The 12,057-nt window shown below is 29.1% G+C and carries 15 protein-coding genes; 9 read left to right on the top strand and 6 right to left on the bottom strand.

Features of this window, described 5'->3' with window-relative positions; all coding sequences use genetic code 11:
* Positions 1–435: 435 nt before the first annotated feature.
* Positions 436–1,278 carry a L,D-transpeptidase family protein gene (locus T473_RS17235; protein ID WP_024621360.1) on the top strand — a complete coding sequence of 281 codons (843 nt, stop codon included), beginning with the start codon at positions 436–438 and terminating at the stop codon, positions 1,276–1,278.
* A 385-nt stretch (positions 1,279–1,663) separates the two neighbouring features.
* Here the strand turns inward: T473_RS17235 and T473_RS0107555 are convergent, their stop codons facing one another.
* The gene (locus T473_RS0107555; protein ID WP_024621361.1) at positions 1,664–1,993 is read right to left on the bottom strand and encodes a winged helix-turn-helix transcriptional regulator; all 330 of its coding nucleotides are present in this window, start codon (positions 1,991–1,993) and stop codon (positions 1,664–1,666) included.
* 191 nt (positions 1,994–2,184) lie between these two features.
* Between T473_RS0107555 and T473_RS0107560 the strand changes: the two genes are divergently transcribed.
* The 5 genes from T473_RS0107560 (at position 2,185) to T473_RS0107575 (ending at position 5,641) form a co-directional block, all read left to right on the top strand.
* Entirely contained in the window at positions 2,185–2,499 is a 315-nt protein-coding gene (locus T473_RS0107560; RefSeq protein ID WP_024621362.1) for a cupin domain-containing protein, read from the top strand.
* A gap of 65 nt (positions 2,500–2,564) precedes the next feature.
* Positions 2,565–2,945: a VOC family protein gene (locus T473_RS0107565; RefSeq protein WP_024621363.1), complete on the top strand. Its 381-nt coding sequence runs from the start codon at positions 2,565–2,567 to the stop codon at positions 2,943–2,945.
* 227 nt (positions 2,946–3,172) lie between these two features.
* Positions 3,173–3,985 carry a CPBP family intramembrane glutamic endopeptidase gene (locus tag T473_RS16450; protein WP_242825886.1) on the top strand — a complete coding sequence of 271 codons (813 nt, stop codon included), beginning with the start codon at positions 3,173–3,175 and terminating at the stop codon, positions 3,983–3,985.
* The gene (locus T473_RS19090; protein ID WP_242825887.1) at positions 3,975–4,160 is read left to right on the top strand and encodes a hypothetical protein; all 186 of its coding nucleotides are present in this window, start codon (positions 3,975–3,977) and stop codon (positions 4,158–4,160) included. The genes T473_RS16450 and T473_RS19090 overlap by 11 nt, the downstream gene beginning before the upstream one ends.
* 263 nt (positions 4,161–4,423) lie before the next feature.
* Positions 4,424–5,641, top strand: a complete 1,218-nt coding sequence (locus tag T473_RS0107575) for a M20 metallopeptidase family protein (RefSeq protein WP_024621364.1) — start codon at positions 4,424–4,426, stop codon at positions 5,639–5,641.
* A gap of 73 nt (positions 5,642–5,714) precedes the next feature.
* Here T473_RS0107575 and T473_RS0107580 read toward each other — a convergent pair whose 3' ends face one another.
* Complete coding sequence (locus T473_RS0107580; RefSeq protein ID WP_024621365.1) at positions 5,715–6,518, bottom strand: ABC transporter permease; 804 nt, start codon at positions 6,516–6,518, stop codon at positions 5,715–5,717.
* Positions 6,508–7,263 carry an ABC transporter ATP-binding protein gene (locus T473_RS0107585; RefSeq protein WP_024621366.1) on the bottom strand — a complete coding sequence of 252 codons (756 nt, stop codon included), beginning with the start codon at positions 7,261–7,263 and terminating at the stop codon, positions 6,508–6,510. Before T473_RS0107585 ends, T473_RS0107580 begins: the two co-directional genes overlap by 11 nt.
* Before the next feature lie 291 nt (positions 7,264–7,554).
* Between T473_RS0107585 and T473_RS20100 the strand changes: the two genes are divergently transcribed.
* Entirely contained in the window at positions 7,555–7,704 is a 150-nt protein-coding gene (locus T473_RS20100; RefSeq protein WP_416386996.1) for a zinc ribbon domain-containing protein, read from the top strand.
* A 120-nt stretch (positions 7,705–7,824) separates the two neighbouring features.
* On the opposite strand, the gene T473_RS0107595 is transcribed toward T473_RS20100, so the two are convergent.
* The 3 genes from T473_RS0107595 to T473_RS0107605 are packed head-to-tail and all read right to left on the bottom strand — an operon-like array spanning position 7,825 to position 9,403.
* Entirely contained in the window at positions 7,825–8,007 is a 183-nt protein-coding gene (locus T473_RS0107595; protein ID WP_024621367.1) for a hypothetical protein, read from the bottom strand.
* Positions 8,004–8,780, bottom strand: coding sequence for an ABC transporter permease (locus T473_RS0107600; RefSeq protein WP_024621368.1), 777 nt, complete (start codon positions 8,778–8,780; stop codon positions 8,004–8,006). Before T473_RS0107600 ends, T473_RS0107595 begins: the two co-directional genes overlap by 4 nt.
* Positions 8,780–9,403: an ABC transporter ATP-binding protein gene (locus tag T473_RS0107605; protein ID WP_024621369.1), complete on the bottom strand. Its 624-nt coding sequence runs from the start codon at positions 9,401–9,403 to the stop codon at positions 8,780–8,782. The genes T473_RS0107600 and T473_RS0107605 overlap by 1 nt, the downstream gene beginning before the upstream one ends.
* A gap of 220 nt (positions 9,404–9,623) precedes the next feature.
* On the opposite strand from T473_RS0107605, the gene T473_RS0107610 reads away from it, so the two are divergent.
* Together T473_RS0107610 and T473_RS0107615 are read left to right on the top strand one after the other, a co-directional pair.
* Positions 9,624–10,508: an SPL family radical SAM protein gene (locus T473_RS0107610; protein WP_024621370.1), complete on the top strand. Its 885-nt coding sequence runs from the start codon at positions 9,624–9,626 to the stop codon at positions 10,506–10,508.
* A gap of 106 nt (positions 10,509–10,614) precedes the next feature.
* Positions 10,615–12,021 (top strand): MotA/TolQ/ExbB proton channel family protein, encoded by a 1,407-nt coding sequence (locus T473_RS0107615; protein ID WP_024621371.1) that lies wholly within the window; start codon positions 10,615–10,617, stop codon positions 12,019–12,021.
* Positions 12,022–12,057 lie beyond the last annotated feature (36 nt).

Consider the following 12,057-nt stretch of genomic DNA (forward strand, 5'->3'; position numbering starts at 1 on the left):
TTTAAATGGATTGTAGCAATCGGATGACCTTTGAAAAAATATTTAGTTTCACAACAACTAACTTATAATCAAAGGAGGAGTTTGGGTTAATATTCTAGCATATTTAAAGAAAATAAAAATTTTAAAAAATTGTAAGAGGAAGTTTGTCTATATGAAATTAAGCTTAAGGAGCGGTGATACCCTAGATATCTTATGAAATAAGGTAGAAAAGATAGTAAATTATTTATATAATAGTGGATTTGATTTCGTCAATTTGTATCCACTATTGATATCCATGAAAATACATTGACAATTTTATCAATGTATTTTTTAGTATCAAAGATATATTTTATAAGATAATTATATCAAATTGTATGAGCTAGTCTTTAGTATAATAGTGCTAAATATAGAAAAAGACTCATAGGATATAATAAAAAGTAAATTTAGAGGTGAAGTATGAAAAAATATAAAAGACAACAACAAAATTCATATAAGTATACCTTAGCTAATACTAATCTAAGAGAAGAAAAATCCACTTCTTCAAATGTAATCACTGTAATACCGGCTGGGTCTAAGGTTCAAGTTATCGAAGCTGAAGAAGATTGGTATGAAGTATCATATAATGGACAGAGAGGGTATGTATATAGTGATTATTTATCCAAAACAAAATATACATGGACAGATGTTACTCTAAGGTCTTATCCATCTGCTGAATCAAATCCAGTAACTATAATTCCTCCAAAATCTATAGTACAAGTTTTATCTGTAAATGGAGACTGGAGTCGTGCTATGTATGATGATCAAGAAGGATATATATTTAGTTATTTCCTTTCTGATGATGGAAATCCACCTGAAGAATATGATTTTAATTACTTTTACACGGATATGACAAAGTTTGTAAATGATAATGAAATTAAAAGCCCCACTACAAATTTAATTACAACAGATTTAGAAAATAAAATTACTTATATATTTGAAAAGAACCAAGATGGTTTATGGAATTTACTGTATAAGTGGCTATGTACAATAGGAAAACCTAGTACACCAACTATTAAGGGCACTTTTTATGTTAGCGGTAGAAAACCTTACTTTGGCTCTGATACTTATAGAGTAAAATACGCTACTAGAATTCGAGGTAGCTACTACTATCATTCAATTTTATTTAATCCAGCAGGAACTGAAATAATTGATGATAGACTTGGAATGGCCTTGAGCCATGGATGTATTCGATTAGCTGTAGAAAATGCTCATTGGATTTACGATAATGTATTAGATAAAACTACTATAATTATAAACTAATTTAACATATAGGCTCTGTTAGGTAATTGTCTAACAGAGCTATATTTAGATTTTAAATAATAATGTTGCCTTAGTAAAAAGAGGCAAAAATGAGGTTATAATATTCGCCTTTATATTTATCAACTAGCGGAGAGTTAGTTAAAAAGTTATAAAAAATAGACCTTCATCTAATAAGTAGAAGAGGGTCTATTTTTTCGTTTAAATACTTATTTAATTTATTACCATTACAAATTTATTTTCTTTTATAACCTTAGTATAGGTAATCATAGTAACATTATATCACTTTAACCATTAAGTTTGTTCTAATTTATGAGGCATATACTTTTTATACATAGTCTATAAAGACAACAAAGAAATATCTATTTACTTCGTCAAGCAATCACTTTTAGTCACCTGATATAGTATTTTTTATATGAGCCGTTCCCCAATGATTCATTGCATCTAAGACTGGTTTAAGTGTCTGACCAAGTTCCGTAAGTGAATAATCAACTCTTGGTGGAACCTCAGCGTAAACTTTTCTGCTAACAAGCCCATCGGCTTCCATTTGACGAAGCTGTTGTGTAAGCATCTTTTGACTTATATCTTTAATTCCCCTGTTAAGTTCATTGAATCTTTGTGTACCGTTGTCCATTAGATTTCTAAGAATTAACACTTTCCATTTGTGACCAATCAAATTTACTGTATGTTCAATAGGGCATGATTTATTACATGACATTTTATTATCTCCTTTAGTTATTATACAATACTTACTTTTTGGTAAGTATATCACAAAAAGGTGCCTACTTGCAATAAGTAAGTATGGGATTTATAATTTGATTATGTCGTAGAATTAAGTTGTAATTAACTAGTTACGTTGAATATCAACTACAATTTTAAACATAATATTTAAAAGGGAGAAATATTAATATGAATAAAATTAATATAGGTGATTTACTTGATTTTAATTCCGAAAAAAGTGTACGTAAGGCTATCTTTAAAGAAGGGCAGCTTGATGTGGGACTTCTACTTTACGAACCTGGCCAAACGACAACAGATCATAAGCATTCTAATATTGATGAGGTTTTTTATGTCATTTCAGGTGAAGGGACTATAACAATAAATAACGAGGAATTTGTATTAAGTGAGAAAGATATTATTTTATCTCCCAAGGGAGAGACTCATGGATTTTGTAACACGAGCTCATCTAATTGGGTTGTATTGCAAATTAAGATAACAAGTTAAGTCAATATTAGCTTGTGTAATTTAAAATTTAATGAAGTAATTAATTATAGAATGGATGTGTTTAAATGTTTAAACGAATAGACCATGTTGCATTTGCTGTAAAGGATAGACAAAAATCAATTGATTTTTATGAGAAACATTTTGGATTTAGGAAGTATTTTGAGCACGATGTTCCGGATATGCCTGAAATTGATAAAGTAGTTTATCTTAAATTAGGAGATACTGTTCTAGAATTTGAGCATTGGACTGAAGAAAAGAAAAAAAGTGGATTTCATTTTTGCCTTATAAGCGATGATTTCGATACCGATTACCAAAAACTTAAAAATGCAGGTGTCCCGATTGTGATCGAACCACATATTCCTAGCCCAAGGGTACCAGGAGAAATTGGCTGGAAAAGAGTTATTTTCAAAGGACTTGATAACGAATTGATTGAAATTAGAGGATAATTTAAGCATAGAAAACTAATGTAGAAAAAAGGGAAGCTTGATTGCTCCCTTTTTTATGTGAAAAGTCAATGGTTTTATTAAAATTATAAATGTCATAAGAAGAAGGATTTTAAGTGAATTTGAAGAATTATATTACTTATATTTAGGTACAGTTAAAGATCTATTTTTAATATATATAATATAACTTACTTATAACATAAAAATATAAAATAAAGGAGATAGTTTATATGAATCTTCAAGCTAAGTGGATAAATTTATTAAAACCAAGATACATTGAAGACGAAGCCATTCGAAAAAAAATACAGATTATAATATTTTTTTCGATAACATTTGGTCTAACTTTCTTATTAGGACTAATATTATGTTTTAGAGAGTATATCGCCCCAGAGAGTTTCGCGGGATTTATGATGATTTTGCCATTGAGTTCAGTTTCCATTGCAAAATTTTATACAGAAGGAAGAAATAATGAAAAACATAAATTTTATTCAGGGATGATATTCTTATTTATACTTTCTACATTGTTATTTACTCTTTCATCATTAAAAGTGATAAATGCAGAGCAATTTGAATGGATAAATTATTTATTAGTATTGATAAGTGGTTTAATTATTATTATTTATTCAACTAATTTAAGTGATTTTTACATTTTTAATAATATAAAAATAGGAGCTTTATTGATCGGTTATTTTATGCTGACTAAAATTATTCCTATAGTATTTTTCTCGATAATAGAAGGAGAAAAGATTAGTTATGATGGAATTTTAAATTACGTGTTCTTTTTACCTATAATGTCTTTTGCTTCGATGTATTATTTTATAGGTGAAGAATACGGTTGGAGAGGTTTTTTACAAGATATTCTATTTGATAGATTTGGTAAAAGATTAGGAGTTATTATGCTAGGAGTTTGTTGGAGTTTGTGGCATTTGCCTCTACAGTTTACATTGTACAGCCCTAAAACACCAATACTTGGAACAGTTAACCATTTGATATTTGTTATTGGACTTTCTATATTTTTAGGGTTATGTATATATGAAAACTAAAAATGTATGGTTTTGTGCTATAATTCATGCTTTAAATAATGGGGTTGGTGTTATATTGTCTGATTATAGTTATGAATCAGTTATTACATTTTCTACGATAGTACAAATACTGATATTAGTATCGTTACTTTATGTTCCTTTTATTTTTACAAAAGAATATAAAAAAGATCTATAAAAAAATGAATTATTTAATAAAATTAATGCAATTCATGAATATCGTATGATTTAAAAAATTAAAATGTATAAAAAATACCAATATAAATTAAAAACTACAAATATGAGTGTAAAAATAAAAGTGGCTCTCAAGCACCTTTATTTTGGTAGTAAAACTAGAAACAAATATGATAATAGAATAGCAATATTAACTTAATTTTATCACATAAAGATAAAGAATAGAGTAAGATATAGAACTTAAGATAATGGAGGTAAATTAGATAGATGAATAATTATAGAAATTTAAAGCAGCATGTAACAAATCAAATACAAACTATAACTTCAGATATAGAAGAAGAGATTATAAACATAAGAAGAACTATACATAAAAATCCCGAACTAGGAAATAAGGAATTTAAAACAAGCGAGCTTATTAAAAATAAACTAACAAAAATTGGTTATACAGAGATAGAAAGTATAAATAATACAGGGGTTGTTGCATTATTAAACGGCGAAGGTATTCTTAGCAATTCTAGTAAGACAGTTATGTTTAGAGCTGATATAGATGCTCTGCCTATTAAAGAAGAGACTAATCACAAGTTTAAATCTACAAATGAAAATATGCACGCTTGTGGACATGATGCACATGCCGCTTGGGGATTAGGTGTAGCAGAAGTTTTATACAGGCTTAAGCATTTAGTAAATGGAAAAGTTAAGTTTGTATTTCAACCAGCAGAAGAGATTGGTGGTGCAAAGAAGCTTATTGAATTAGGTGTTCTTGAAAATCCAAAAGTTGATATTGTCCTTGGAGGACATGTTTGGCCAGAAATTGAAGTTGGAGATATAGGGATAGCAAAAAATGTAGCTATGTCATCAGGTACTTCTTTTAAACTAACTGTAATAGGTAAGGGAGGGCATGGAGCCGAGCCTTTTAATTGTATAGATCCAATTGCTATAGGTTCGGAAATCTATTCAGCTATACAAAAATTAGCTTATAAGATAAACAATCCTAAAGAACCAACTATTATATCAGTTTGCTCATTTCATTCAGGTAATTCTAGAAATATAATTCCAGATATTTGTGATATTGAAGGTACTGTAAGGTCTATAAGCAGTGAAAATGTCGATTATATAATGAATAGAATTGAAGAGATTGCTGATAAATATACAAAAGCTTATAAAGCAAAATACAAGTTCCATAGAAGTGGTATTTGCTTTCCTGTGATAAACGATAAGAACTTAGTTAATAAAATGGTCGATTCTGCAACTAAATTTCTTGAAAGCAAATACATAGATGTAATCGATTACCCAGCAATGACATCTGATGATTTTTCTGAATATACATCAAAGATACCAGGACTTTATGTATATATTGGATCCTCCTCAAAGGATAAAAAGCTATCCGAAAAATTACACAGCAGCATATTTGATTTAGATGAAAGATTATTAAAAAATGCAATAAATATATTTTCTGGTTTTATAATTGATTATTTAAATGAATAAAGAACGATTAATCTATATATGAATTAAAGAATAAAGAAATAAGGTGCAGTGGTTGCACCTTATTTTAAACAAATCATCTTCTACTAAGATAAATTTTTTCAATTAGACTTACTACAGCGTACATTGCCCAAGCACAAACTGCTAAAACAATAACTCCCATCATAACGAGATCAAGTTTGAATACCTGACTTCCGTATACAATTAAATATCCAATACCGTATCTAGAAACTAAAAATTCCCCTACAATTACTCCAACCCATGCCATACCTATATTTATCTTAGTTAAATTAATTAAATTGGCAGTATTTGCGGGTAGAATAAGTTTAAAAAGAATTTGAAGCTTAGTTGCTCCAAAACTTCTAAGCATTTTCACTTTTTCTTCTTCTACATTTATAAAGTAGTTGTAAGCTGAAAGAATTGTTACAACTATTGATATAGCAACGGCAGTTACTATAATCCCCTCAACTCCTGCGCCAACCCATACGATTATTATTGGGGCAAGGGCTGTTTTAGGAAGTGCATTTAGTACAACTAAAAAAGGATCTAGTATTTTAGATATTTTTTCAGACCACCATAAAATAATGGCGATAATAATACCAAAAAAAGTACCTATTGCTAATCCTACTATTGTTTCGTATACAGATACTCCTATATGCTTGAATAACTCTCCATTAGATGCATATTGCAAAAATAAATTATAGATATTACTAGGCTTACTAAATAGAAAAGTATCTATTATTTTCATATTGGCTAATAATTCCCATAATAATGTAAACACAACTAATATTAGTATCTGATAAAAGAGTATTTTTCTCTTTTCTAGTTTTACATTTTTTAAATAACTAAGATATCCATCTGACTCTTTACTAAATCTCATAAGTGTCCAGCTCCTTCCATAAAAGATCAAAGTATGTTTGGAATTCTGGTACCTTACGTGTTTTAATTGGTATTTTTTCACCTTCAACTTTTATATCTATATCGTAAATGTTTTTAATTGTGGCCGGTCTCCTAGATAAAACAGCTACCTTATCAGATATACTTATGGCTTCCCCTATATCATGTGTAACCAAAATAGTCGATTTATTTTCATTTTTAATAATCCTATAGACATCGTCACAAACTAGGAGTCTAGTCTGGTAATCTAGAGCAGAGAAGGGCTCATCTAAAAGAAGTATATCAGGATCTACTGATAAGGTTCTTATTAATGCGACTCTTTGTTTCATACCGCCTGAGAGTTCCTTTGGATACATATTTCTAAAATCCCATAAATCGTATGTCTTTAGCAATTTTTCAATTCTTTCAAGAGATTCTTTATCCTTTTTCTTTCCCTGAACTTCCAATCCAATAGTTATATTATCCATAATATTTCGCCACTCAAGTAAATTGTCTCTTTGGAACATGTATCCGATGTTTCCATTTATATTTATATCACCCCTAGTTGGCTTTAATAATTTAGTTAATATATTTAGTAAAGTTGATTTACCGCTTCCAGATGGTCCAACTAGTGTCAAAACTTCACCTTCTTTAAGGCTAAAGTTGATATTATCGAGGACTTTGAGTTCTCCTTCTTTATTGTAGAAGCTTTTGCACAGATTCTTAACTTCTACTATGTTGTTATTCATTGTGACACCTCCTGTAGCTTTTAGCTCGTATACTAATATGGTATTAAAATTTGGGTAAATCTGTACCTATTTTTATGAATATATGAAAATATAATAGGAAAATTACATATTTTTACACTAAAAGTTACATAACTATACAATAATTTACATAACTATTTAATATACCACTGGTTTTAAATTGGCTATTAATGTAATATAATATAGTAGCTAATTTAAATAAGGAGGAGAGTATATGGAAAAAAAACAATTTGAGTGTCCTAAATGTGGATCAAATTCATATGAACACGATCAATTCCAAGCAACTGGGGGAATTTTGCAAAAATTTTTGATGTCCAAAATAAGAAATTTATTACTATAAGTTGTAAAAAATGTGGTTATACGGAACTTTACAAGGCCGATACATCATCTGGATGGAATATATTAGATTTCCTAATAAACTAGAAAGTAGATATTTTAAGCAAATTCAAGTAAATATTGCTACATAAAAAAGACTTGTTCAAAATTTAAACAAGTCTTTCTTAATTTATATAAGTTTTATTTTAAACATCCAATACAGGAGATTCAATGCGACGTATGACTGCAATTCACATTATAAAGTATAGGTAGATCAGGTATATTGGCTTCAACCCCAACTACACTTCTGTAAACTTCTTTGTATTCATCATAATACTTTTCATCTATTAGTTTTCCAACTACAATACCATTTATTACATTTAAAATACCCTGTGTAAGAAGATTCCTCAATAAATAAGCATTTGATTCCTATTATTGTAAAGTGTTTTACATCCAAAATGTAACGAACAAAATACTGCAAGACAAGTAACTGTACACTGCGCTATAATTATTGCAATTTGGTAGAGTATAGCAGTTGTCGGTATAGTTCCAGATAATATCTGTCCTGTCATCATTCCAGGTAAAGATATAATACCCATGCCGATCATGGAATTTAAAGTCGGCAGTATTGCAGTCTCTAGTGCTTGATTAGCAAAAGGAGAGAGTATTCTGTCTGGTGTCACCCCTATATTGACAAGTGTATCAATTTTGTTTCTCTGAGATTTTATACTTTCATCGAAAGTCTTTAAACCTAGACTTACTCCAGTCATAGCATTTCCAAATATCATTCCGCTTATTGGTATTATATACTGTTGATTAAATATGCTTACCCCTATAACTACTGTAATAAAGAAAAATATAATACATATACCAACAATAGATAACGAGAAGGCAACTATAAGCTTAAATTTTTTATTTATACCTTTGTTTCTAGATAGGACAGTATATATTGAAAACAGAGTCATTGTAGTCAGATATAATATTGTAAATATAGGGTGAGGGTTTTTAAAAATATATGTAAGAATAAATCCAGCTAAAGCGAGCTGAACACTCATCCTCATACTAGCTATCAACAACATCTTTGTTTTAGATATTTTGCATCTTTTCATTATAAAAAGTACTATAAGCAACAAGGAGTATATAAGAGAAAACTGTAGTATGTTAAGTTCTATAATAGCGTTCATTAATTGTCCTCCCTAGATAAGTAAATCAATTTTTCTGCATATCTATCTGCTAATGCTTTATTGTGAGAAATTACAACTACAGATATATCCATAGATTTACAAAACTCAATAATGTTATTTAGCAATCTATCAGACGTATATTCATCAAGAGCGCTTGTGGGCTCATCAAACATTATAGTTTTTGGAAGCATCGAAAGGCATATTGAAATATAGACTCTTTGGCGTTCACCACCTGACATAGTGGTACATACTGAGTCAAGACTAAAATCAATGCAGCAAATTTTTAAATATTTTATTATTTCTTCATCACTTGGTTTATCTATACATCGAAAATCATAGTACTCATAAAAATTTTCTCTTATAGTCTTATCGAATAGATAAACTGTTTGTCCAACTAGCATTGCATCTTTCCTTAGATCTATAGAATCATAGCTTTCTATCAAGTTGTTTAAATAAGATATTTTTCCACTATCAGCGGTAATTACACCATTTAGCAGCTTAAGCAGAGTGCTTTTTCCTGTACCGCTTTCGCCGCAAATAAATGAGATCTTTTTATCTTCAATTTCTATTTTCGGGTATTTAATATTTTTGTACCTTACATCTTCTAATAAAAATAACAACATATGTCCTCCTACTAATTTGTTTGTACCTTTATTTATCTATATTTATTATATAGAGCTTTAACTATAATATCAATGTTATTGATTTTTATAATTAATTAGGAATTGTTTTCAAACATTTATCTAGTAATTAGAAAAAATATTGTTAAATAAGACATATATATGTCAAGTTAAATTTTATATAATATAATAAGAGATTATAATAGTATTAAGGAGAGTTCTAATGGAATTTATACCAGCTAAAACAATAGTAAATAAGACTAAAACTTCACGTTGGTTTGGCATAGACTACAACATGAATATATATAAAGGATGCTGTCACGGCTGTATTTACTGTGATAGCAGAAGTAGGTGCTATCAGGTTGATAACTTTGACACGGTCAGAGCAAAATTAGCCTCAACTGATATGATTGATAGAGAGCTAAAAAGCAAAATTAAAAAAGGCGTTATTGGAACAGGAGCAATGTCAGATCCATACAATCCATATGAAAAAAAGTACAAATTAACAAGGGAAGCTCTAGAGCTGATAGATAAATACAGATTCGGAGTGGCTATAGATACGAAAAGTAGTCTTATCACAAGAGATATAGATATATTTAAAGATATAAAAGATCATTCACCGACTATCGCAAAAATTACTATTACCACTTGGGATGATAAAATAAGCAAAATTGTTGAACCCAATGTATCAAGTTCTTCTGAAAGGTTTGAAAGTATAAAAAAGCTATCTGAAGCGGGAATATACACTGGAATTTTAATGGGACCTATACTTCCTTTTATTGAAGATACAAGAGAGAATGTTATGGGAATTGTAAATTTAGCATATGAGAATGGAGCTAAATTTATAAGTATACATCCAGGATTAACATTGAGAGATAATCAAAGAGAGTGGTATTATAATAAGTTAGATAAAATATTTCCTAATCTTAAACATAAATACATTAAAACTTACGGTGATAGGTACGATTGCCTTTCGCCAAAGTATAAAGAGCTAATTTATATTTTCAAAGAAGAGTGCGCCAAAAAAAACATATTGTACAAAATGGATGATATAATATATGCCTATAAAAAAAGTTATGAAACTACACAGATATCATTATTCGATTAATAGACAGATATTTTATAAAAATCCATTAATTTTCTTATTTCTATCATTTTTTAGATCTCTACTACGTATAGATTAAATATAAATAATTTATAAGGTGGGGATAGATTTGAGTAATATACTTGTCAATTTCGTAAGCTCGATTCTTACAAATCCAATTACAGTAGCATTTTTGATATTTATAACAACATTTGCTGTTGTCAAAATATTGGACAACAGTAAGCTGTATGCTTTCATAGATTCGAAGCTTATAGAAGTAAACACAAACCAGGACACGAGTTCATTTTATAATGAGATAAAAATTAAGTACGATGAATACAGCAAAGATCATAGGTACTCAGATGTAAATATAACTTCATTTATAGAAGAGATAATTTCTGGACTCAATTATAATAACAGATCTCTTCTAGATAAAATCAACAGTATTAAAAATGCTTCTTCAATATGTATACTATTTGGAGTATTAGGTACGTTTGTAGGGCTTTCTACAATGCTGTTGTCTGTTAATACTAGTGATATTGTAAACTCTTTACCGGCTACAATAAGCAGTATGCAGACAGCTTTTTTAACTAGTATCTTTGGTATAGTCTTTTCTATCATTATTACATCTATCACTAGAACTAAAGACTGTGAGCACATTTTAGTTAGACTTATGCTAAAAACTGAGAATCTGCTTACTTCCCAAGTAACTCATAAGAAATCAGAACATATGGATGAGAAGATAGAAGAAGTAAAAAATACGATTAAACATATAAGTAAGTCCATAGAGTCTATAGAGAAGTTCGATAAAATTTCTCAAGACCTAACTGAATTTAATGAAGAGTTTATAAACGGGATAAAAAATCTTAAGACTCTTCTTGAAGGATCAGAAAGCTCTATAAAGACATTTGATCAGAGCATCAGAAAGTTAGATAAACAATTCAGTATTTTAAATGTGAAGTTTAATAAATTATTCGAAAAATACGATAGACAAGACGATATAAGTAGAGAAATGTTATTTGATTTAAAAGAATCAACAAAGAATATTACAAATGCTACTGAGAGCCAATATAAAATTAAAGATTACATAAAAAATATAAATGCTGGATTTGCAATTTATGAGAGGAATGCACAAGATATGCTTTCTAAACTTATCTCACACGAAAATGAAATGACAGAAGCTCAGAGAAATTTACTAGAAGAAAAAGTAACTCTAGATTACACAGTAAACACTCTGGCAGATGTAGTAGCCGATTTTTCTTTGGATATTCAAGGTAAACTGGATAAAGTATTTGATAAATCTCTAGATATACAAGATAAACTAAATATGACTTTTGATACTTCGATTATGGAAGAATACGATTTGATTGATTATAAAGATTTTGTAGAGAGATTGGTCGAAAAAATCGATACTGATCAAGAAATCTTAAATGACGGAGATGACATTAAGCTAGTGGATCAAACGAAAACGTTAATAGATATGACGATTTACATACAAGGATTGATGAGAGTAACCCAATTGATGATAACAGTCTAAAACATGAAGCGGAAGATAGAATAGGTGAGGATGAGG

This window comes from Clostridioides mangenotii TR, assembly GCF_000498755.1.
GTDB classification, from domain to species: Bacteria; Bacillota; Clostridia; order Peptostreptococcales; family Peptostreptococcaceae; genus Metaclostridioides; species Metaclostridioides mangenotii_A.